A 23,215-nucleotide genomic window follows, 5' to 3' on the forward strand; every position below is an offset into this window, starting at 1 on the left:
GCATCCCCTAAAATCAACATTAGAAACAGCTGCAAATGCAGACCCTGCCTTGGCTCGAAGATCAAACGGGCCCATATGTTACCAACATCTCTTTTGCGTCTCAGCAGGATACAGAATGTCTCAAAACCCATTGCTTACAGACTGGACAACCCCTTTCGATTTGCCGCCTTTTGACGACATTGCACCATCCCATTTCGAGGAAGCGTTTGACGCGGCAATGTCGGAAGCCAGATCCGAGATCGACGGGATCGCGCAGGACACAACGGCGCCGACCTTCACAAATACGATCATCGCTTTGGAAAAGTCGGGCAAGCGGCTTACAAAGGTGGCAGGAACATTCTTTAATTTGTCCGGCGCCCACACCAATCCGGAGCTACAGGAAATCGAACGCAAGATCGCTCCCAAAATTGCGAGGCACGCGTCCGAAACGCTTCTCAATCCGGATCTCTTCCAACGCATCGCAACACTGTGGGAGCAGCGGGACACTTTGGACCTTTCGGTGGAAGACCTGAAGGTGCTGGAACGGTATTGGAAAATGTTTCAACGGGCCGGAGCCGGACTCGATGATGCCGGGAAGACGCGGATGGCCGAGATCTCTCAGCGCCTCGCGACCCTTGGCACATCCTTTTCACAGAATGTCCTGAAGGATGAAGCCGACTTCCAGCTGGTGCTTGAAACCGAGGAAGACCGCGCCGGCTTGCCCGATTTTCTTCTCGCTGCGGCCTCCGAAGCCGCCAAGGAGCGCGGCCTTGACGGCAAACATGTGATCACGCTTTCCAGATCGTCAATCGAACCTTTCCTGCAGTTTTCAACCAACCGTCGCCTGCGTGAGGAAGCTTTCAAAGGCTGGACGTCGCGCGGCGAAACCGGCGGAGACACGGACAATAACGACGTCCTGAAAGAAACACTGGTTTTGCGCAAGGAAAAAGCCAAGTTGCTTGGCTTTGACAGTTTTGCAGCGTTCAAGCTTGACGACACGATGGCAAAGACACCGGCAAATGTGCGTGATCTGCTGACACGGGTCTGGACGCCAGGCCTCGAACGCGCTGAAGAGGAACGGCAAAAACTGGCGGATATGGCCGTCCAACTCGGTGAAAACCACCCGATCGAAGCCTGGGACTGGCGCTACTATTCGGAGAAGGTCCGCAAAGCGGAGCATGATCTGGATGAAACGGAGTTAAAGCCTTACTTCCCGCTGGAGAATATGATCACCGCTGCGTTCGATACGGCAACCCGCCTTTTCGGTGTGACCTTCAAGGAACTGTCCGATGTCCCGGTCTACCACAGGGATGTCCGGGTTTGGGAGGTTTTGGCCGCGAATGGTGAGCACGCAGGCCTATTTCTCGGAGACTATTTTGCCAGGCCGTCCAAGCGCTCAGGCGCGTGGATGAGTGCGTTCCGCTCACAGCACAAGCTGGACGGCAATGTGACCCCGATCATCGTGAATGTCATGAACTTTTCAAAGGGTGCCCCGGGCGAGGCTGCGCTCCTAACCTTTGACGATGCGCGGACGCTTTTCCACGAGTTCGGGCACGCGCTCCACGGGCTGCTTTCGGATGTCACCTATCCGATGATCTCCGGAACAAGTGTCCCGCGGGACTTTGTTGAACTGCCGTCACAGCTCTATGAGCACTGGCTGTCCGAACCGGAAATCCTGTCCAAATACGCGGTTCACTACAAAACCGGTGAGCCAATCCCGCGGTCCCTATTGGACAAGGTCCTTTCCGCCTCAAACTTTAATCAGGGCTTTCAGACCGTCGAATACACCTCATCGGCCCTTATCGATCTTGAACTGCACCTTCTGGACGATCCGGACACCCTGGATACCGGGAGCTTCGAAAAGCAAGAGCTGGAAAAGCTCGGCATGCCAAGCGCCATTACACTCCGGCACCGGATCCCGCATTTCCAGCACATCTTCTCCGGCGATGGCTATTCGGCCGGCTATTACAGCTACATGTGGTCCGAAGTGATGGATGCCGATGCCTTTGGCGCCTTTGAGGAAAAAGGCGATATCTTTGACAAGGAAACGGCTGCAAAGCTGCTCAAACATATCTACTCAGCAGGCGGGAGGCCCGATCCGGAAGAGACCTATGTGGCCTTCCGCGGACGACCGCCAAAGATCGACGCCCTTTTGGAAAAACGCGGGTTGTCCGCTTAGGTTTCTGCCATCTTGAGAGCACAGGCTGAGGGATACCGCAGCCTGGCCTCCCCCGCCTAACCGTGGACAAATAGCAATTTTGAACCAGCTTTTCCCCCAATCCCGCTTGGCACTTGCAGCCGGTGGCATCGCAGGTGCTATGGGTGTCGCAGGCCTTGCCGCCGCCGCCCATGCGGATCCGTCGGGCCGTCTCGAAACAGCGGCCCAAATGCTTGTGTTTCACGCCCCCGTATTCCTCGCCATTGGGCTGTGGGTGCGTGTTCTTGCCACAAGGCTTCTCGTGCTCGCGGCCGTCATGCTCTTTGCCGGGCTGGCCTTATTCTGCGGCGATCTGGCAATGCGCGTCTTCGGCGGAACACGCCTGTTCCCGGGAGCTGCTCCCATTGGCGGAATGACGATTATTGCCGGCTGGGTGATTGTCGTCCTCTGCGCTTTACGACCCCACCTCAGGTGACTAAAAGGTCAGCCGGACGTTTTTTTTGCAGTTATTTGGATCGTTGTGTGACCGCTGAGACCGTGAAACCTGCGCCTGAGACCAATGGCGCGCCCCAGGACTTCGTGCCTCCCTATCCGCACCGGTTCGAAACGCTGCCCCCGGTATGGAAATTGATCGGGCTGGCAAAAAAGAACTTCCTGGCAATCTGGACCGAGTCGGATTTCCAAAGCCGCCTGCGCAGCAAAAAAGTCATCAACCGAGAACTTTTTGTCGTGAACCGGCCGGATGTCGTGCGCGAAGCCTTTCAAACCCGCCATAAGGAACTTCAGCGGAAAAGCCCGCAAATGCGGCATTCGCTCGAACCGCTCCTTGGCGATGGGCTGTTTGTGAGCGACAGCGACACGTGGACCAAGCGCCGAAAGGTTGTCGCGCCAATCATTCACGGCTCACGCGTGCCCGGCTTTGCTCCGATTATGATCGAGACCATAGAGGAGAAGCGGGCCGACTGGGCGGGATTGCCGGACGGCTCAGAGGTCAATGTCCTGGCTGAAATGGGACACCTGACCGCAGAAATCATTTGCCGCACCATCTTCGGCCGGACGCTTGGAAAAGACTATGCCAGTGAGGTTGTCCAAGGGTTTGCGGACTATCAAAAGCACATCGATCAGGTTGAAATCATTTCGCTTTTCGGACTGCCGGACTGGTTGCCGCGTTACCGCCGCCGGTCCGTCCGAAGTTCGATCAAACGGATCCTGACCGTTCTCGACGAAATCATCGATAGCTACGCGCAGCAAAAGGAAAGCGGCGAGGACTCCGTTATCGGAGGCCTGCTGGAGGCCCGGGACGAAGACGGCAAACCGCTCAGCCGGGCAGCGATTCGCAACGAGGCGGCCGTCATTTTCATGGCCGGGCACGAAACCACCGCCAATACGCTCGCCTGGGCCTGGTATCTGTTGTCACAAAGTGACCGGGTCCGCGCCAAACTGCAAAAGGAACTCGATACGGTTCTTCAAGGCCGAACCCCGGCGTTTTCAGATGTGCCGAATCTTCCTTACACGAAGGCAGTTATCGAAGAAACGCTGAGACTGTACCCGCCCGTCCCTATCCTGGCGCGCGAGGCAATGGTCGACACTTCGATCAGCGGAAAACCGGTGCCGAGGGGTTCGCTTGTGCTGGTCGTTCCCTGGTTGATGCACCGCAGCCCGAAACTGTGGCATGCGCCGGATGCGTTCCGCCCCGAACGCTTCATCAACCCGAAGGCAAAAAAACCGAACAAATACGGCTATGTTCCCTTCAGCATCGGTCCGCGCATTTGCGCAGGGCTTCAGTTCGGGATGACGGAATCCATTTTAAGTCTCGCCATGCTTGCCCAAAGCTTCGATCTGACATTGAAAGACGGGACGGATGTCCAGCCGGTCGCCCGGCTGACGCTGAGGCCGGGCGATGAGTTGCCAATGAATGTTCACGCACGCCATCCATGAAACGGCCCCTCAAACTGGACGATATTCCTTTTCGCGAAACGCTGCCAGAAGAGCCGCCAGCCCCTCCTATCCTTGATCTTTGGTCTTCTGATGCGCAGCGCAGACAAGATGCGCATTTGCATTGGATACGGCATACCAAGGACGGCCTCTTCAATTCCGCGCTATTTTCTCTTATGCGGCTGTTCCCGAGCCGGGTTGTTTCGAATATCGGGCCATTACTAGTGCCATTGGCCCGCCATTCCTACCGCAATATGGTTTTTCCAAGACGCATATCGCGGAACTTTGCGGCCCTCACACCTGGACGCTGGCAAAGCACGGAGGCCCGCGAAAGAGCGCTTTCCAACTGGTGGCGAAACAGCGGCCGGACCCGTTCGGAATTCAGCGTCGTAAACCGGCTATGGGACGAAGGGCATATTTGCGTTGAAGGCCGGGACAACATTGAAAGAGCAAAGAAACTCGGCGGCCCTTTGATCTTCACGTCTATGCATTTGGCCACTTGGGAAGCGCTTTTCGTTGCGATCCATAAGGGACTGGACGGTCCAAGCATTGGCCCTTTTCAACCAGAACCGAACAGGTTCACAAACCGGATTGTCTATTCGATCCGCAAACGGCGGAACCAGTATCTGTTCCCGCCCGGCCAGCTAAGTGCGTTCCGCATGCGTAAACTCATGGCGTCCGGATGCTACTCCATGACAATTTTCATTGATGAAGTCCGGAACAAACAAGTCCATCTTCCTTTGTTCGGAAGGCCTGTGCCTAATTGTGGGAACGCCGTTGTGGCGATCAAGATTGCCAACGCATGCAAAGGAACCTTGGTCCCGACATATCTAATCCGACGGGGCCCCGCAAATTTCAAGCAGGTCATTTGCCCGCCAATACTGCGCCAGCCCGGGGCAAGCGCCTATGGAATAAGCGAAACCATTGAAGCGCTAAATCAGGTTTTCGAGCCGGTTGTACTGAAGCATTTCGACGAATGGTACATGTTGCAGGAGCTAAGACTTCCTACGGATTTCGAGCAGTCGGAATATGCCCATCAGCTTCATCAGACTAACACGGAACAATCTGAGGGTCCTAGTTCTGCCCAAGCAGGCGGCTCGGGCACCAGTGCCTAACCAATCAGCCTTTCCGCATGCCAGGAAACATGATCGCGGGCAAAGGTCGATACGAAATAATAGGAATGATCGTAACCGTGATGGAGACGGTAAGCGTGACTTGTTTTGGTTTCAACAAGCGCGGCTGAAAGCGCATCTGCGCGCAACAATTCAAGAAACTGGTCGTCTGCTCCTTGATCAATCAGGATATCTCCGGCCCAGCCCTTTTCTTTCAGGAGCAGCGCCGCATCGTGGCCTGCCCACGCGGTTTCGTCTTTCCCAAGATAAGCCTCGAATTGCTTGCGCCCCCACTCTGAGGCTGCGGGGTGTCCAATCGGGGCGAACGCAGAAACGGACTGATACTGGCCAGGATACTTCATCGCCAGCGTAAGCGCACCGTGCCCGCCCATGGAGTGCCCAGTAATCCCGTGGTAAACGGAAACGGCAAACTGTTCGGAGATAAGATCGCGCAATTCCCCGGCAATGTAACTTTCCATCTGGAAGTGCGGCGCCCATGGGCATTCGGTCGCGTTCACGTAAAAGCCCGCCCCTTGCCCCAGATCGTAGGCCTCGTCATTTGCGACACTTTCCCCGCGCGGACTGGTGTCAGGAAAGACAACGGCCAGCCCGAACTCGGCAGCATGTGCCTGAAGGCCAGCCTTTGTCATGGCGTTTTCATGGGTGCAGGTCAGGCCGGAGAGATACCAAAGGCACGGAACAGGCCCATCTTCCGCCTGGGGCGGCATGAACACCGCAAACGTCATCTCGGTGCCGGTCACACGGCTGTCGTGGCTGTAAACGCCCTGAACACCACCAAAACACTTGTTTTCAGAAAGGGTTTTCATGGAAACTCCAAAAGAGGCTCTGATCGGGACCGTCAAAGCTTCCGGTACATGACAAGCGCGTCGACATACCCGTCGCGCGGATGATGAAAGGCCTCTGGCAAACGTCCGACAATGTCAAATCCGTAGCGTTGCCAGATTTCCACGGCACGTTTGTTCGATGCGACGACAAAGTTGAACTGCATCGCTCGAAACCCATCGGCCTTTGCCGTTTCAAGCGAATGCTCCAGCATCATTCTGGCAACGCCCAACCCTTGTGCGGCAGCGGCCGTGACGAACCCGCAATTGCAGACGTGGGAGCCGCCGCCTTTCTGGTTTCGGACGATATAGTAGGTGCCCAGAAGCTCACCGTTGCGTTCAACGACAAAGACCTTCTTGCCGCCCGTCCAATAGGAAAGCGCACCGGCACGGTCGATATCAGGATCGACCGTGTAGGTTTCGCCAGCCGCGAAGACGGGCTCAAGCATGGCCCATATGCCTTCTAGGTCTTCTTCGCGGGCAGATCTGATAACCGAATCCGACACAGGCTTAATAGAGCACAACTGAGCGGATCGACTCGCCAGAGTGCATCAGATCGAAACCCTTGTTGATGTCCTCAAGCGGCATGGTGTGGGTGATCATCGGATCGATTTCGATTTTGCCGTCCATGTACCAATCGACGATTTGCGGAACATCGGTCCGCCCCCGAGCGCCGCCAAATGCCGTGCCTTTCCAGACGCGGCCGGTGACCAGCTGGAATGGGCGCGTTGCGATTTCCGCACCTGCTGCAGCAACACCGATGATGATGGATTCGCCCCACCCTTTGTGCGCTGACTCTAGAGCGGTCCGCATGACATTCACATTACCGGTCGCATCGAAGGTGTAATCCGCACCGCCCTTGGTGAGATTTACAAGATAGGGAACCAGGTCTTCCTCGACTTCGGATGGGTTCACGAAATCGGTCATTCCGAAGCGCTCGGCCATTTCCTTTTTCGCCGGATTGAGATCAACGCCGACGATCTGGTCGGCGCCGGCAAGGCGGAGCCCCTGGATCACGTTGAGGCCGATGCCCCCAAGACCGAAGACGATCGCGCGCGAACCGATCTCGACCTTCGCGGTATTAATGACCGCACCGATCCCTGTGGTCACACCGCAACCGATGTAGCAAACCTTATCGAACGGCGCGTCCGGATTGATCTTCGCCAGGGCGATTTCGGGCACCACCGTATAATTGGCAAAGGTCGACGTACCCATGTAATGCAGGATCGGGTCGCCATCGAGCGTAGTAAAGCGCGAAGACCCGTCCGGCATCAGCCCCTGTCCCTGCGTGGAGCGAATCGCCTGGCAGAGATTGGTTTTCGGATTGAGACAGTATTCGCAAGTCCGGCACTCCGGCGTGTAGAGCGGAATGACGTGATCACCCGGCTTCAGGCTGGTAACGCCCTTGCCGACTTCCACCACGACACCGGCGCCCTCGTGACCGAGGATGGCCGGAAACAGGCCTTCAGGATCCGCACCTGACAAAGTGAATTCATCTGTATGACAGATGCCTGTCGCCTTTACTTCAACCAGAACCTCAAAAGCGCGCGGGCCTTCCAGATTGACAGTGGTTACCTCGAGCGGCTTCCCGGCGCCAATAGCGACTGCAGCACGAACTTCCATGGTCGGTCTCCCTCAATAATGTTGCGGGGGAGAGTTACCCTTCATGACGGCGAATGCAAGAACCGATGCGGCATTCACTGTCGGGATTGCGGAACTAGACTTAAAAATTCCAGATCGCTTTTACCCCGGCGCCTGATTGAAATTGTTGGTTTTTCGGCACCGATCCGCAATACGATCTGTATCAGCCGGGAGAGACCCGACACCTATGTCGCAATCAAGCTATCGGGCGACTGAAACCTGATATGAAAGTTTGGGTGCAGGCGCGAATATGCCGCCCGAGGGATTGGGGGCGAAATACGTCCGCATCCAGCTTTTCGAAACAAGAAACAGGCGTGTCATTTCTGAAGTGACAACAAATCGCCTCGAACCGTGCGGAGCCGCTCACTTATGAAGCGATATTCCTTCCTGGAATTGGCCAAAAACGCCTTTTCCGCGCACAAGAACTGGGGCCGCCAGTGGCGGGCGCCAGAACCGAAGGCTGAGTATGACGTGGTCATCATCGGGGCCGGTGGCCATGGTCTTGCCACGGCTTATTACCTGGCCAAAGAGCACGGCATCCGCAATGTGGCCGTTCTGGAAAAGGGCTGGCTTGGCGGCGGCAACACGGGCCGAAACACGACCATTGTGCGCTCCAACTATCTTTGGGAAGAAAGCGCTGCGCTGTACAATCATGCCATCGGTCTGTGGCAGGGGCTCAGCCAAGAGCTGAACTACAACGTGATGTACTCCGCGCGCGGGGTCATGATGCTTGCGCACACGGTCCATGATGTTCAAGTCGCTCAGCGCCATATTCACGCCAACCGTCTTGCCGGTGTTCAGAACGAGTGGTTGACGCCCGAGCAGGCCAAGGACTACTGCCCGCCCCTTAATATTAAGAAGGATATCCGCTACCCGGTGATGGGCGCTGCCCTGCAACGGGTCGGCGGCACCGCCCGCCACGATGCCGTTGCCTGGGGTTACGCCCGCGGCGCCGATGATATGGGCGTCGATATCATCCAGAATTGTTTGGTAACCGGAATACGGCGCGGCGCTGACGGTGCCGTCGAGGGCGTCGATACCGCAAAGGGCTTCATCAAGGCCAAAAAAGTGGGTGTCGTGGCCGCCGGCAATACGACAACGGTCATGGATATGGCGGGCGTGCGCATGCCGCTGGAATCCTACCCGCTTCAGGCACTGGTGTCCGAACCGGTCAAGCCGGCCTTCCCATGTGTGGTCATGTCCAACACGATCCACGCCTACATTTCGCAGTCCGACAAGGGCGAGCTCGTGATTGGCGCTGGAACCGACCAGTTCATTTCGTACAGTCAGGTTGGCGGCATCCATATCACCAACCACACGATTGATGCGATTTGTGAACTCTTCCCGCACTTCCGGCGCATGCGCATGCTGCGGAACTGGGGCGGTATCGTAGACGTCACGCCCGACCGGTCGCCGATCTTGTCGAAGACACCCGTTCAGGGCCTCTATGTAAACTGCGGATGGGGCACCGGCGGCTTCAAGGCGACCCCCGGCTCGGGCCATGTCTTCGCGCACACCATCGCCAAGGACGAACCGCACCGGATCAATGCGCCCTTCACGATTGACCGGTTTAAGACCGGCCGCCTGATCGACGAAGCGGCTGCTGCCGCCGTGGCACACTAAGGAAGAGTTTAAACATGTTGTTGGTCTACTGCCCTTACTGCCAGGTCGAACGCCCGGAAACCGAGTTTTCCTGCCGCGGACAGGCGCATATTGCGCGGCCCGCAGATCCAGACACTGTCAGTGACGAAGACTGGGTGGAATATCTTTATCTTCGCGACAACACCAAAGGTGTTTACGCCGAACGCTGGCGCCACATTCACGGCTGCGGGCGGTTCTTCAATGCTGTCCGCCACACGGTCAGCGACGACTTTCTGGCGTTTTACAAGGCTGGCGAACCCATGCCGGATCTTGACACATTGGCAAAGGAGGCCGGCAAATGAGCCAGCCATTCCGCACAGAAAAAGGCGGCCGGATTGACCGCGGCGACCAGCTGACCTTCATGTTCGATGGCGAACAAATGCAAGGTCACAAAGGCGACACCCTCGCCTCGGCATTGCTTGCCAATGGTGTGCACCTCGTCGGACGGTCTTTCAAGTATCACCGCCCAAGAGGCATCGTGACCGCCGGTTCGGAAGAGCCGAATGCGCTGGTCGGCATCTACCGCAAAGGCGACCAGACCCCCAACCTGCGCGCTACCCAGGTCGAGCTCTACCAGGGCCTGGAAGCCATCTCGCAAAACCGGTTTCCGTCTCTGAGTTTCGACGTAGGCGCGGTCAACGACCTCCTGTCACCGTTGTTCCCGGCCGGGTTCTACTACAAGACTTTCATGTGGCCGAAGTCTTTCTGGGACCGGGTCTACGAGCCGATCATCAGAGCTGCTGCAGGCCTTGGAAGACCCCCGAAAAATCCCGATCATGATAGCTACGGCAATATCTATGAACACTGCGATGTTCTGATCGCCGGATCCGGCCCAGCTGGTCTTGCAGCGGCTTTGGCGGCGGCGGAAACGGGTGCCAAAGTTATCTTGTGCGACGAACAGGCCCAGTTCGGCGGTTCGCTTCTGTCCGAGGCAAATGCAACAATTGACGGCAAGGCAGCCGGGGATTGGGTCTCCGGGACCATCGCCAAGCTCAGCGCGATGGACAATGTCACGCTGTTAAACCGCACAACCGCCTTCGGGTATTTTGCGCATAACTACATTGCGCTGGCCGAACGCGTCACGGAACACATGTCCGATCCCGATCCGAAGCTTCCGCGCGAGCGGCTGTGGCAGGTGCGGGCGAAAGAGGTGGTCATTGCATCGGGCGCAATCGAACGGCCGATGGTCTTTCCGGAAAACGACCGGCCGGGCATTCTTCTGGCCGATGCCGGCCGGACCTATCTCAACCGGTATGGCGTCAAGGTTGGCCACAAGGTCGTCGTTGCGACCGCTTGCGACAGCGCCTGGCAGGCCGCTTTTGATCTGAATGATCATGGCGTTGAAGTGGCTGCGATCTGTGATATGCGCGAAACACCGCCGGAAAGTCTTGTTTCCATCGCAAAGGCACGGGGCATCCGAGTTGAAGCTGGCTGTGTCGTGACCGGTACGCTCGGGCGCAAGCGCATCAAGGCCGCGTTGATCGGGCGCCTGATGACATCCGGTCAGGTTGCCTCGGGCGGCCAAATCGACTGTGATGCGCTCTTGATGTCCGGCGGATGGACCCCGACCGTCAGCCTTTACTCACAATCCCGCGGCAAGGTCGTGTGGGATCAGGACAAAGGCGCTTACGTTCCGGGTGTTTCGGTCCAAAAGGAACGGTCTGTGGGCGGCGCGAAGGGTCTTTATGGTCTTCAAGCGACCCTGGAAGATGGCTATGCAGCCGGTGAACAAGCTGCCAAGGCGGCAACCGGGAAATCCGCCGCTGTGACCCGCGCGGTCGCATCCGGCGGCGAAGCTGGCAGTGGTGGAACGCTCGGCGCCATCCCGCATGACCGGAACCCGGCGCGCGTCAAGGCCTTCGTCGACTACCAAAACGATGTGACCGCGAAAGACGTGAAACTGGCCGTGCGCGAGGGCATGCAATCGATCGAGCACATCAAGCGCTACACAACGACGGGCATGGCAACCGACCAGGGACGCTTATCGAACATGAACGCCTTGCAGATCGCCTCCGGCGCCCTGGAACGCCCAGTAACACAGGTCGGCTTGACGACATTCCGCCTGCCCTACACGCCGACAAGTTTCGGCTTGTTCGCAGGGGTGTCCCGCGGCGACTTCTTTGATCCCGTCCGTAAAACGCCATCGCATGAGTGGGCGGTTGAAAATGGCGGCGTTTTTGAGGATGTCGGCCAGTGGAAGCGGACATGGTACTTCCCCAAATCCGGCGAAGACATGCACGCGGCCGTTGCCCGGGAATGCAAGATGGTCCGTGAGACAGTCGGCCTGTTCGACGCATCGACCCTTGGCAAGATCGAAGTGGTCGGGCCGGATGCGGCTGAATTCCTGGAGCGGATGTATACCAACCCCTGGAAGAAACTGGCCCCGGGCCGGTGCCGGTATGGCCTGCTGCTGAACGATGCTGGCTTCATCGTGGATGACGGTGTCATGGGCCGGTTGGCCGAAGACCGGTTCCATATCACGACGACGACCGGTGGGGCGCCGAATGTCTTCGCCACCATGGAAGACTATCTGCAGACCGAATGGCCGGATCTTGATGTGTGGATCACCTCAACGACGGAACAATACGCGGTTGCCGCGGTCCAGGGCCCCAAAGCCCGTGAGGTCATTGCTCCTTTCATTGAGGGTATTGACCTATCGGCCGAAAAGTTGCCGCATATGAGCGTGCGCGAGTGCACCTTTGCCGGTGTGCCATGCCGTCTGTTCCGCATCTCTTTCACAGGGGAACTCGGCTTTGAAATCAACGTGCCCAAGCGCCACGGCAAGATGATGTGGGAAACGCTCGCCAAGGAAATCGAGAAGCACAACGGTGTCCCATACGGCACGGAAACCATGCACGTGTTGCGGGCTGAAAAAGGCTTCATCATTGTCGGTCAGGATACCGATGGGACGGTCACGCCGCATGACGCCGGCATGAGTTGGGCCATTGGCAAGAAAAAGCACGACTTCGTTGGCAAACGCGGCCTTGAACGTCCAGATCTTGTTGCCGAAGGGCGCAAGCAGCTGGTCGGGCTGCTGACCAAGGATCCGAAGGTCAAACTCGAGGAAGGCGCCCAGATCACTTCAAGAGGCGCGCCCAAAACCGGGACGCCTGCGGAGGGTCACGTCACCTCATCCTACTACAGCCCTGCCCTGGACCGGAACATTGCCCTGGCCATCGTGAAAAACGGACAGGCGCTTGAAGGCAAGACCCTCTATGTGCCCATGCCTGATGGGAGCATCGAGGTCGAGGTAACATCACCGGTCTTCTATGACAAAGAAGGAGCGCGGCTCAATGTCTGATCTTTTGGCCAGCGACTTGATCACTCCGGATGCCGGTGAAAACCCGCTTCTGTCCCAACCCTCGGTCTCGATCCTGAAGGCCGCGCCGCTGACGCGCTTGTCGCTGCGGCTACGTAATCAATCGGTGAAAGATGCCGGGGACGCGTTCGGGGCGGCCCTTCCCGTCACCCCGCTTGGCTCAAGTGTTTCCGATAAACGCGCGGCGCTTTGGATGGGCCCGGACGAGTGGACCCTCCTTGCCCCAGAAGAAGAGCTGAGCGCTGTCTTCGATGCCATTGAGGCAAAGCTGTCCGGTCAACCGCATTCCCTTGTCGATGTCTCGGACCGCTCTGAGGCAATCATCGTAAGCGGCGAAAAGGCCGAATGGCTCCTGCGGACCGGTATTTTCATCGATTTCTCGCTCGATGCCTTTCCGGTTGGAACCGTTACGAGGACGATCTTCCACAAGGCTCCGGTATTGGTCTGGCGCACCGGCGATGACACATTCGTCATCGAGGCCTGGGTCTCTTTCATGGATTACGTGAGCGGCTTGCTGATGCAATCCGCGCAGGAGCTGGAAGCGGCCTAAAGCGTCTGCCGGGTGAAGGAGATGCTGGATTCCAATCTCGAGTGTGAGTTATCCGGCAATCAAACCTCATCTTAACAAACTTGAGAGATCCTCGCGGTTCGAAGAACTGCGGGGTTTTCTTTTGGTGGCAGGCATAGGACAGGACTTGCGGCTCGCCGAACTGCTCGGTGCTCTCAGTCATGCGCTCGATATCACAGAAGGACAGCCGCGCGGCCATTGCGTGCGGTGTTGTTGGATCGGGATCCATATTGGCCGCCAAACAGGCCTCTCCGACACAGAGCTGGGCGATCTCTACTACACACTTCTGTTGAAGGATCTCGGCTGTTCCAGCAATGCCGCCAGGATCTGCGAACTCTATCTGACCGACGATCTCGCGTTCAAACGGGACTACAAGACAATCAATGACAGCCTCCCGGCAGCGCTGCGGTTCGTTTTGTCCCATACCGGCTTGAAGCATGGTTTTGCTGAACGCGTCCGGGCCATCGTCAATATCTTTCAAAACGGCGGAGACATCGTCGACGAGATGATCGAAACGCGATGCCAGCGCGGGGCTGACATCGCGAGCCAGATGCATTTTCCCGATCCAGTCGTCAAAGGGATCTATAGCCTGGACGAACATTGGGATGGTTCCGGCCGTCCGGACAGGCTCCAAGGCAGCAAAATCCCGGTCTTTTCCCAAATCGCGCTGATGGCGCAGGTCCTGGATGTGTTTCAGATCAACTCGGGCAAAGAAGCGGCATTATCCGAGTTGCAAAACCGGTCAGGCTCGTGGTTTGACCCTGATCTTGTGGCTGCCGCTAAAACCGTTACCGCATCTCCCGATTTCTGGACCACGCTTCACTCCGACAATCTGGAGACCATCGTCTATGGTCTGGAACCTGCGCAAAATGTTCGTTTTGCAGATGATGCGCTGCTAGACGACATTGCACATGGGTTTGCGTCTGTGATCGATTCCAAGAGCCCGTTCACGGCCGGTCACAGTGAACGTGTGATGCTCTACACCGACATGATTGCCGAAGAGATCGGCTACTCCGATTATGACCGGCAACTTCTCCGCAGAGCCGCTCTTTTGCACGACATTGGAAAACTCGGTGTGAGTAACTCCATCCTCGACAAGCCGGGCAAACTGGACGAAGACGAATGGGATTCGGTGCGCCTGCACCCTGTCTACTCGCATGAAATTTTATGCCGGATCGATGCATTCAGTGATCTCGCATCCATTGGCCGGGGTCATCACGAGAAGCTGGACGGCCGCGGTTACCCGGACGGTTTGACCGCAAGCCGCCTTCCCATGGAAACGCGCATTGTCACGATGGCGGACATATTCGATGCATTGACGGCGGAGCGCCCGTACCGCGGCCCTATGCCGCTCGCAAAGGCGCTTGGAATTCTGGAAAGTGACACCGGCAGCAGTCTCGATCCGGCTTGTTTGTCGGCCCTAAAACGCGCCACTCAAAAAGTGGATCAATACAAAGTGGCTTAGAGCAAATTCCCACTCAGACAGAAACGCGCCGGTTCTGTCTGAGCGGGAGAAATTGCTCTTGATTTGAGAGTGCTAGATAGGAGCTTTCGGAAGACGATGACGGGGGTCCGGAACGCTGGTATGAGACCTTCATGCTGAAAATCGGGTCGTACAACATTCAAAAGTCTATCGGTGTCGACGCAAGGCGGCGTCCGGAACGGACCTTGTCCGTGATCCGCGAACTGGAATGTGACGTGCTGGCGCTGCAAGAAGCCGACAAGCGCTTTGGGCCCCGGAACAGCACATTGGACCGCGAAAGCCTCGTTTCCGCCACGGATTACCAGCCCGTCCCCTTTGCGACCAATCCGAACAGTCTCGGGTGGCATGGGAACGCCATATTGGTGCGCAAGTCGTTTTCAATTCTGGCTCACCGTCGGATCGAACTTCCGACGCTCGAACCGAGAGGCGCAGTCGCCGTCGATCTGGATGTGGGCGGTGTAAAAATCCGCGTTACAGCCATGCATCTCAGCCTGGTTGGCCACTTCCGGAAAAAGCAGATTGCCTCGCTCATGCACCAGTTGCACGAACACGTTGACTATCTTCCAACGATCCTCATCGGCGATTTGAACGAATGGCGGGACTCGGCAAAAAGCCTCAAAATGCTGGAAGACCGCTACGAAGTGACCACGCCCGGCCGGAGTTTCCCCAGTCCCATGCCGGTGGGCAGTCTCGACCGGATCATCACAAGTCCGGAATTTCTCGTAAAACGGGCCGGTGTCCACAAGTCCCGGACTGCGCGGATCGCATCGGATCATCTTCCTGTTTGGGCGGAACTCACTCTGGATCACACGGCTCACCTGACCGGATGACAGGTGTGTTCCGGCCGCGCAGTGTTATAGGCCGATCACATAACTGAGAAAATGAAACAGAACGGCGCTTAAAGTCGCTGACGCGGGCAAAGTGATGGCCCAAGCGGCGATGATCATGACCAGATTGGACCGGCGCACGAGCAAGCGATGCCGACGTTCCTCCCGGCTCAGACGCTTCGACCGCCTTTTCATGGCCCCGTCTTCAGGACTGTACCGGCTGCGGTACCATTCACGGAAAAGCCCAACGCCGAAGATCGCGCCAACGGCTGTGTGTGTCGAGGAGACCGGATATCCAATGGCGGATGCCGCCAAAACCGTACCGGCCGTTGCAAGGGTCACACAAAAGGCGCGGATGGGATTGAGCTTGGTAATCTGCTTGCCGACAACCCGGATGAGCCGCCGCCCAAACAGCAACAGCCCAGCGGAAATACCGAAAGCCCCAACCATGCTGACCCAAACCGGAACCTCCGGATAGAGGCCGTAGGCCTGCCAAATTGCGTCGTTAAGAACGCCGTTTGCCTGATTTTGGACAATGGCGGCAAGCGGGCCAATGGCATTGGCAACGTCATTTGCGCCATGGGCGAACGACAGGAGCGCCGATGTGCAAATGAGAGGGATCGAGAAAAGCGCGCGCAGCGGCAACTTGTCTGTTTCCAGACCGGACACTTGCCGGTCTACGACTGTCCGGTAACCGTGCCAGACGAGCAAAAAGGCCGTGCAAGCCGCTACGCCCACGAGCCAGACCGGCAGGACAGCGAAGCGATTCACACCCTTGGTCATCAAGAATGCGGAAAACACTCCGGCCAGAAGACCAAGCAGGATCGGAAGCCACACACGGGCACCGGCAATTTGGTCGGATGCATAAAGTATCTTGCTGTTCACGAAGGCAATCAGAACGGCACCTATCATGCCAGCGATTAATGGCGACAGCATCCAGGACAGAGCGATTGCCGAAACCGTTGTCCAATCAATTGCGTTGAAACTGCTGGCCGCGATACCGGCTCCGACCACACCGCCGACAATCGAGTGCGTTGTTGAAACAGGTGCACCGATCCAAGTCGAGAAGTTGATCCAGAGCGCGGCTCCCACCATGGCGGTTAGCATCGCTTTCGTGAACATTGCTGGATCCGGTACATCTGACGGGGACAGGATATCGCCGGATATGGTCGAAACAACGTTGCTGCCCGCAATAAGCGCGCCCGCGCTTTCGCAAACGGCCGCAATCAAAATTGCGGTGGTCAGGCTCATAACCCGTGCGCCTACCGCCGGGCCAACATTGTTGGCAACATCATTGGCACCGATGTTCATCGCCATGTAACCGCCGATGATGGCGGCGGTCACCACAAGAAAGGTCGAGGAAACATTCGAAGAGCTGATATGGAACGCGGCAACAATTGCGCAGAGCGCCAGAAACAGCACGGCCACACCGGGCGCGAAGAAGCGCCGGCTCATGGCATCTGCAGCATCACTGAGATATCCGACCCGGTCGAGATCCTTGTCCAGACCCTTTGAGGTCAAATCGTTGTTTATCAGCACTTAGCCTTTCGCACTTCCCTAGCGGTGGATGGCAATCGCCATTCAACCAGATGCCGTATTTGTTTTCGTGACAACCGGACCGGTCCGCACGGCGCGGCCGTGACGTCATGACCCAGCAGTTTGTGGAGATGTCAGATCAGATCTGACCTGTACCGCAGCAGAAACCGTCCCAGTGCCGGTTCATCCGCCATGGCAGCGGCCTGAGACAAGGGGAGCCAGACGCATTTGCGTTGTCCCGCCTCCTTGAACTCCTGCAATTGTTCATCGAAGCGAACCTTGAACACTAGGACATTTGTCCGGAGTCTCAATCCACTTGAAAGCCCCTTGAAAGACCGGAAGGACCCAAGGGCCTTTGGGGTTGCCGTGCCTAAGACACCTGCCTCTTCCCTGGCTTCGGTCAACGCCGTTTCAAAGGCCGGCTGACCTTTCTCGGGCCAACCTTTCGGCAAGATCCAGCGCCCGGTATCGCGCGATGAAACAAGCAGGACCTCCGGCTCGTCTTCACCGGGACGAAAACATAGCGCAGCGATCTGCAGGCGCGCCGGTTTTATAAACAAACCGGCAAATTCCCGCAGCGAGGCGTCAAACGCCTTTATGGCACTGGCCATCGCCATGAATCAAACCTTTTCGAAGTTGGTACGCGTATATGCCTATCGCTGGGTCAAGTCCAGCAAAAAGCGCACATTGTGCGCACACTTTGCCGCATAGATGTGTATCAATTGGACGGACCACGCACCGACACATGATCTGCGGACCATGCGCCCGGCCAGACCTCGGCCTTCCCGGAACGCAGGTCTCTCATTTGCTGGACCGGCACCCGCACTGTCAGATCCGGCTCCTGACCATCTTGACCATCAGTTGGTGCCCGCTCCGCACCAATGCCCGTGTAGCCGAACGCTTCTTCGCACGGCAGGTAAAGCGCAGCACCCGAGATATTTGTATCGTTCTGTGTGGTGCCCTTGGATGTCCCCACAACTCCGCACACCGCGACCGCGCACATCAACTCCACGGCCCGGGCTTTTGCACATCCAAAGACACGGCTGTACCCGGAGAGCATTTCGGTCATGGACGGCACAAGAATCAGATCGATTTCATGCCGTGCCAGAACGCAGCTCAGGGCGGGCATTTCGATATCCAGACAGATCAGGATCGCCATCTTGAGCCCATCAAGCTCAAAAATGTTCAGCTCCGTCCCGGGGATCAAATGCCAGACATCAGGATCCTGCTCGAAAGGCGTCAGGCACAGCTTGTCCTGCCGGATCTCCCGCCCATCTGCGGTAAACAGCACAGCCGTGTTCGTGAACCCGAACGGTGTGCGGACGGGCCAGGTGCCTGCCAGCAAGGACACACCGTATCTTTGCGGCAAGGCTCTGAGCAGTGGCCAGAGCGCCTCGCCGGTATCGGCCAAGAACGCCATTTCCTGATCCGGCCTTAGATCTTCTGGCTTGAACGCCAGACAGGTCTCGCAGACATATTCAGGCAGAATGAGGAGCTTCGTTCCATCGTCAGCGGCCTGCTTGAGACGGGTTTCAATGTCTGACGCGAGGGCTCCCACCGAGACGGGCGCCCGGCCGAGATGAAACGACCAGAGTGCGATTGGATAATCTTGCATGAATAGACGAACCTGATTGACTGGCGATGCTCAAGTAAGAGCAAGCGTTAGCCGCAATCAAGGTCTCTGCAGGGCGTTATTGCCTACTCATCCAAGAAACAAAGCAAGAAAGAAGACAAAAGCGATTACACCGCCGGTTCGGATGGCAAAGGTGTTCGGCTCTTTTGGAAACGAATGGAATTTCGGTGAGCGGCGGATTTCACGGATGCCTTTAAGGGCACGGTCCGTGCGGAGCTCGATCTCAGCAAAATAGGGCGTTAGCTCATTCTGAGCGGACATGCCGGTTCCTTCACGATTCTTCGTGAGGAGACGCTAGGCGAACAGCGTTAGCGGAGAGTTAATGCCCGAATGGGCGGTGCATTTGGCCCTGCTTCTGGGGGTCGGCAATGTCGAGAATGCGCAGCTGCACCTTGGGCGTGCCTTGCCAGGTGTCAATCGAGAGCGATCCGGCCACATGCAGTGTGCGGCCCCGCCCCTCCAGCAGCATCTTGCCAACCGGCTTGTCTTCAGCTTTGAAACAAATCGCTTTGAGGGCCGATCCATCGCCCGCTGCAATTGTTGCCCGGACATGCCCTTTGCCAACGACATCTGCAAAGGAGATACGGTGCGCGGGAAAGGCAAAGACAGGTTCGGGCTGGCCTGCGCCGTATGGCCCTGCCTTTTCCAGCTGATCCATGAGGTCCAGTGTAGCGCCGGTTGCCGTTAAGGCCGCATCGATCTTCAGATCCCGATGCGCTGTTGCCGCCTCAACATCATCCTTCAAGGTCTCGTTGAAGTACCTTTCCAGTGCGTCCAGCTTGTCCCGCATGACCGTCAGCCCGGCTGCCATGGCGTGGCCGCCGCCTTTTTCTAAAAGACCCAAGTCGACAGCCTGCCGCACCGCCTTGCCCAAATCGACCCCGGCAATCGAGCGCCCGGATCCGGTTCCCTTGCCCATGGGATCGAAGGCGACAGCAAAGGCTGGCCGACGGTGGTTTTCCTTCAAACGGGACGCGATCAGCCCGACAATCCCCGGATGCCAGTCCTCAGATCCTGTCAAAAGAACCGCCGGATCCCGGTCCTTGATTGCCATCGCCGCTTCGGCACCGGCCTGTTCCAGCATGACCGCTTCCATGGCTTGGCGTTCAGAATTGAGCTGATCCAGCCGTTCGGCCAGCATCCGCGCTTCCTGAGGATCCTGCGTCATGAGCAACCGGGCACCGAGGGCTGCATCTCCGATACGTCCGCCCGCATTGATCCGCGGCCCCAGCAGGAACCCGAGATGATAGGGAACCGGCTTTCCCGAAACGCGGGCGGCGTCCGACAAGGCGGTCAGTCCGAAATTCCGGCGCTGATGCATAACCGCAAGGCCGCGCGACACATAGGCCCGGTTCAAGCCTTGCAGCGGAACGACGTCACAGACCGTCCCAAGGGCGACGAGATCAAGCAGTGCCATAAGATCCGGCTGCGCCCTGCCCTCAAATGCCCCGCGCGACCTCAATTCCCTATTGAGCCCCACGAGAAACAAGAAGGTAACCCCCACCGCAGCCAGATGCCCCTGGCCCGACAAGTCATCCTGCCGGTTCGGATTGACCAGGGCCTGAACATCCGGAAGGGTTTCGCCAACCTGATGGTGATCGATCACCACGACATCAAGGGCGAGCTTGCGTGCGGTTTCAAAGGCTTCAAAGGATGTGCTGCCGCAATCCAGCGTAATCAGAAGCTCCGCACCGCCCTGGCGCAAAGCTTCAATCGCCGGGCCATTCGGGCCATAGCCCTCGATAATCCTGTCTGGAATATGCACAGCCGGGCTAAGCCCCAAGGCTTGCAGGTATCTTGCCAAAACAGCGGAAGACGTCGCCCCGTCGACGTCATAGTCGCCGAAGATCGCAATCTGCTTTCCGGTCTGGACCGCATCGGCAACACGCGAAACAGCTGCATCCATGTCCACGAGTGAGGACGGATCGGGCATCAAGCCCTTCAAGGACGGATCGAGAAAGGCTTCGGCTTGGTCAGGGGTTACGCCCCGTGCGGCCATCACGCGGGCTAAAACATCCGGAATGCCGAGCTGTTGCGCAATCGCCAGCGCAGCGCGTGTCTGCGCGGCGCTCAGGCGCTCCCGCCAGGCGTTGTCATTCGCGGACCGGGCAACGCTAAGAACGAGCCGCCCCTGGTCCGGGTCCTCAGGCTCCAAGAGCATTCCTTACCGTCTTAGTCGAGATGGAATTTTTCCAGATCCGTGTGCTGTGCCTTGATATAGCGGACAGTTCCGGTGGATGAGCGCATGACAACCGTGTGGGTTGTGATGTTTGTGCGCCCGAACCGGACACCTTGCAGGAAATTGCCATCGGTCACACCGGTTGCGGCAAACAGCACATCCGGACCGGCCATTTCCTCGAGTGTGTATTTCTTTTTGACGTCTTCGATCCCCATGCGATGGGCCCGCTCAACCTGTTCGTCGCGCGTGATCACAAGACGGGTCTCCATCTGGCCGCCGATACAGCGCAGCGCTGCCGCAGCCAAGACTCCCTCCGGCGCCCCTCCGATACCGGCATAGATATCAATCCCGGTTTCATCCGGGTCGGTCGTGTGAATGATCCCGGCGACATCGCCGTCCCCGATCAAACGGATCGCAGCGCCTGTCGCGCGGATTTCCTCGATCAGGCGGGCGTGGCGCGGCCGGTCAAGAACACAGGCCGTGACTTCATTGACCTTGACGCCTTTTTCCTTCGCGACCGCTGCAATGTTGTCGGCAATCGGTGCGTCCAGATCGATGGTCCCTTCCTTGTAACCCGGACCAATCGCGATCTTGTCCATGTAGCTGTCCGGCGCGTTGAGAAGATCCCCTTCTGGGGCCAGCGCGATGACGGCAAGGGAATTCGGCAGGTTCTTGGCGCAGATTGTGGTGCCTTCCAGCGGATCCAGGGCAATGTCGACTTTCGGGCCCTGCTTGGTCCCGACATTCTCGCCGATATAGAGCATTGGCGCTTCATCGCGCTCGCCTTCACCGATCACCACGGTTCCGTCGATTGGCAAACGGTTGAGTTCCCGGCGCATGGCGTCCACAGCCGCCTGATCCGCTGCCATTTCGTCGCCGTGACCGCGCAGGCGCGCAGCCGAGACCGCGGCGCGTTCGGCAACACGGGCCAACTCCAGGGTCAAAATCCGGTCCAAACCGCTTGCCGGCTGGTTTTCGGTATCAGACATCAACATCTCCACTCTTTCCCCCAAGACGCCAGGGTGGATATTTTTTACTTCAATTTCTCAATGCGTATCATCTTCGGCGGCTCGGCCACGACCCCTTTGGACATGATCGTCTCGAGCGCCTGCTTGATCGCAACTTCGGTCGTTTCATACGTGATCAAGATGACAGGTTGAGGCTGGTCCGGTCCGCCCGGTGTTTCCGTGCCTTTTGACGGATTCCGCTTCTGGACAATGGATTCCAGCGAAATCTCGGCTTCGCCCATGGACCGGGCAATCTCCGCGAACGCTCCTGGACGGTCCAGAACAGACAGGCGGATGTAGTAGCCGCCTTCGTGAAGCCGCATCCGCGCCCGCTTATAGTCCGCCAATACGGCCGCTGGCATTCCGAGCGCAGGCCCGGCATCGCCGCGCGCGATATCTGCAATGTCCGCAACAACCGATGATGCGGTCGCATTGCCGCCCGCACCCGGCCCGACCAGGATAACTTCACCGACAAAGTCGCCGTCGACGGCGACAGCATTCAGAACGCCGTCGATCCGGGCAATTGCCGATGCTTTGGGCACCATGGTCGGATGGACGCGCTGCTCAATTCCGGTATCTGTTCTTTGAGCGACACCGAGAAGCTTGATGCGGTAACCAAGCTCATCGGCGGCCTTGATATCCGCCGTCGTGATCGATGTGATCCCTTCCAGATAGATATCATCGCTTGAGATCTTGTTACCAAAGGCCAGACTGGTCAGGATGGCCAGTTTGTGGGCCGTATCATTGCCCTCAATATCAAATGTCGGGTCGGCCTCCGCGTATCCCAGACGCTGAGCATCGGCCAGGCAATCCTCAAAGCTCAATCCATCGGTTTCCATCCGGGTGAGAATGTAATTGCAGGTGCCGTTCAAGATCCCGTAGACGCGGCTGATTTCATTGCCGGCCATCGACTCCCGCAGCGCCTTAACAATCGGAATGCCACCGGCAACCGCTGCTTCATAATTCAGGCTGACCTGATTGGTTTCGGCCAAAACAGCAAGATCCACGCCGTGTTTGGCCAGCAGGGCCTTGTTCGCGGTGACAACATGCAGTCCCCTCTGCAAGGCGGTCCGCACACTTGCTTCAGCCGGGCCGTTATCGCCGCCGATCAGCTCAACGAAAATGTCGATATCAGCTTTTTTCGCCATTTCGACAGGATCATCAAACCATTCAAAGGAAGATGTGTCGAAGCCGCGGTCCTTGGACCGGTCCCGCGCACTGACGGCACGGACTTCAACTGTCTTGCCTGTCTTGAGCGCGATTTGCGATTGGTGTTTTTTCAACAGCTGCACAAGAGATGCGCCGACCGTACCGAGGCCGGCTACGCCGATTTTCAAGGCTTCAACCATGCGGGA

20 protein-coding genes are annotated in these 23,215 nt (G+C 57.7%); 10 read left to right on the plus strand and 10 right to left on the minus strand.

Annotated features, from left to right (window positions below):
• Positions 1-115: 115 nt before the first annotated feature.
• The 4 genes from E1180_RS21390 (at position 116) to E1180_RS21405 (ending at position 5,187) form a co-directional block, all read left to right on the plus strand.
• The gene (locus tag E1180_RS21390; protein WP_155194676.1) at positions 116-2,158 is read left to right on the plus strand and encodes a M3 family metallopeptidase; all 2,043 of its coding nucleotides are present in this window, start codon (positions 116-118) and stop codon (positions 2,156-2,158) included.
• A 79-nt stretch (positions 2,159-2,237) separates the two neighbouring features.
• Positions 2,238-2,612, plus strand: a complete 375-nt coding sequence (locus tag E1180_RS21395) for a DUF423 domain-containing protein (RefSeq protein ID WP_244314135.1) — start codon at positions 2,238-2,240, stop codon at positions 2,610-2,612.
• Positions 2,613-2,659: 47 nt separating this feature from the next.
• Positions 2,660-4,075, plus strand: coding sequence for a cytochrome P450 (locus E1180_RS21400; protein WP_208997293.1), 1,416 nt, complete (start codon positions 2,660-2,662; stop codon positions 4,073-4,075).
• Positions 4,072-5,187: a lysophospholipid acyltransferase family protein gene (locus tag E1180_RS21405; protein WP_155194679.1), complete on the plus strand. Its 1,116-nt coding sequence runs from the start codon at positions 4,072-4,074 to the stop codon at positions 5,185-5,187. The genes E1180_RS21400 and E1180_RS21405 overlap by 4 nt, the downstream gene beginning before the upstream one ends.
• Here E1180_RS21405 and fghA read toward each other — a convergent pair.
• From fghA to E1180_RS21420, 3 genes are read right to left on the minus strand one after another with little or no spacing between them, the layout of a single operon-like run.
• Positions 5,184-6,011, minus strand: coding sequence for an S-formylglutathione hydrolase (fghA, locus tag E1180_RS21410; protein ID WP_155194681.1), 828 nt, complete (start codon positions 6,009-6,011; stop codon positions 5,184-5,186). The two genes, E1180_RS21405 and fghA, sit on opposite strands and share 4 nt — an antisense overlap.
• A 32-nt stretch (positions 6,012-6,043) precedes the next feature.
• Positions 6,044-6,532 (minus strand): GNAT family N-acetyltransferase, encoded by a 489-nt coding sequence (locus E1180_RS21415; RefSeq protein ID WP_283404440.1) that lies wholly within the window; start codon positions 6,530-6,532, stop codon positions 6,044-6,046.
• Positions 6,533-6,536: 4 nt separating this feature from the next.
• Complete coding sequence (locus E1180_RS21420) at positions 6,537-7,649, minus strand: S-(hydroxymethyl)glutathione dehydrogenase/class III alcohol dehydrogenase (protein ID WP_155194684.1); 1,113 nt, start codon at positions 7,647-7,649, stop codon at positions 6,537-6,539.
• Positions 7,650-8,036: 387 nt separating this feature from the next.
• Here E1180_RS21420 and E1180_RS21425 point away from each other — a divergent pair, with 387 nt between their 5' ends.
• The 6 genes from E1180_RS21425 to E1180_RS21450 all read left to right on the plus strand — a co-directional run bounded on the left by E1180_RS21425 (position 8,037) and on the right by E1180_RS21450 (position 15,508).
• Positions 8,037-9,290, plus strand: coding sequence for a sarcosine oxidase subunit beta family protein (locus E1180_RS21425; protein ID WP_155194686.1), 1,254 nt, complete (start codon positions 8,037-8,039; stop codon positions 9,288-9,290).
• A gap of 14 nt (positions 9,291-9,304) precedes the next feature.
• Positions 9,305-9,610 (plus strand): sarcosine oxidase subunit delta, encoded by a 306-nt coding sequence (locus E1180_RS21430; RefSeq protein ID WP_155194688.1) that lies wholly within the window; start codon positions 9,305-9,307, stop codon positions 9,608-9,610.
• A complete protein-coding gene (locus tag E1180_RS21435; RefSeq protein ID WP_155194690.1) occupies positions 9,607-12,609 on the plus strand; it encodes a sarcosine oxidase subunit alpha family protein in 3,003 nt (1,000 codons plus the stop codon). The genes E1180_RS21430 and E1180_RS21435 overlap by 4 nt, the downstream gene beginning before the upstream one ends.
• Positions 12,602-13,177: a sarcosine oxidase subunit gamma gene (locus tag E1180_RS21440; protein WP_155194692.1), complete on the plus strand. Its 576-nt coding sequence runs from the start codon at positions 12,602-12,604 to the stop codon at positions 13,175-13,177. The genes E1180_RS21435 and E1180_RS21440 overlap by 8 nt, the downstream gene beginning before the upstream one ends.
• A gap of 145 nt (positions 13,178-13,322) precedes the next feature.
• On the plus strand, positions 13,323-14,660 hold the full coding sequence (locus E1180_RS21445; RefSeq protein ID WP_280115269.1) for an HD-GYP domain-containing protein: 1,338 nt from the start codon (positions 13,323-13,325) through the stop codon (positions 14,658-14,660).
• A 131-nt stretch (positions 14,661-14,791) separates the two neighbouring features.
• Positions 14,792-15,508: an endonuclease/exonuclease/phosphatase family protein gene (locus tag E1180_RS21450; RefSeq protein ID WP_155194694.1), complete on the plus strand. Its 717-nt coding sequence runs from the start codon at positions 14,792-14,794 to the stop codon at positions 15,506-15,508.
• Between the two features lie 24 nt (positions 15,509-15,532).
• On the opposite strand, the gene E1180_RS21455 is transcribed toward E1180_RS21450, so the two are convergent.
• From E1180_RS21455 to E1180_RS21485, 7 genes are all read right to left on the minus strand, one after another.
• Positions 15,533-17,044 carry an inorganic phosphate transporter gene (locus E1180_RS21455; RefSeq protein WP_283404441.1) on the minus strand — a complete coding sequence of 504 codons (1,512 nt, stop codon included), beginning with the start codon at positions 17,042-17,044 and terminating at the stop codon, positions 15,533-15,535.
• Positions 17,045-17,175: 131 nt separating this feature from the next.
• Positions 17,176-17,658 carry an NUDIX hydrolase gene (locus E1180_RS21460; protein ID WP_155194696.1) on the minus strand — a complete coding sequence of 161 codons (483 nt, stop codon included), beginning with the start codon at positions 17,656-17,658 and terminating at the stop codon, positions 17,176-17,178.
• Between the two features lie 101 nt (positions 17,659-17,759).
• Entirely contained in the window at positions 17,760-18,656 is an 897-nt protein-coding gene (locus E1180_RS21465; protein ID WP_155194698.1) for a nitrilase-related carbon-nitrogen hydrolase, read from the minus strand.
• An 87-nt stretch (positions 18,657-18,743) separates the two neighbouring features.
• Positions 18,744-18,935 (minus strand): hypothetical protein, encoded by a 192-nt coding sequence (locus E1180_RS21470; protein ID WP_155194700.1) that lies wholly within the window; start codon positions 18,933-18,935, stop codon positions 18,744-18,746.
• 58 nt (positions 18,936-18,993) lie between these two features.
• A complete protein-coding gene (gene recJ / locus E1180_RS21475; RefSeq protein WP_155194702.1) occupies positions 18,994-20,835 on the minus strand; it encodes a single-stranded-DNA-specific exonuclease RecJ in 1,842 nt (613 codons plus the stop codon).
• 11 nt (positions 20,836-20,846) lie between these two features.
• On the minus strand, positions 20,847-21,842 hold the full coding sequence (gene glpX, locus E1180_RS21480; protein ID WP_196220674.1) for a class II fructose-bisphosphatase: 996 nt from the start codon (positions 21,840-21,842) through the stop codon (positions 20,847-20,849).
• A gap of 44 nt (positions 21,843-21,886) precedes the next feature.
• Positions 21,887-23,209 carry a homoserine dehydrogenase gene (locus tag E1180_RS21485; RefSeq protein WP_155194706.1) on the minus strand — a complete coding sequence of 441 codons (1,323 nt, stop codon included), beginning with the start codon at positions 23,207-23,209 and terminating at the stop codon, positions 21,887-21,889.
• Between the last annotated feature and the right edge of the window lie 6 nt (positions 23,210-23,215).

This window comes from Roseibium denhamense (genome assembly GCF_009711415.1).
GTDB lineage: Bacteria > Pseudomonadota > Alphaproteobacteria > Rhizobiales > Stappiaceae > Roseibium > Roseibium denhamense.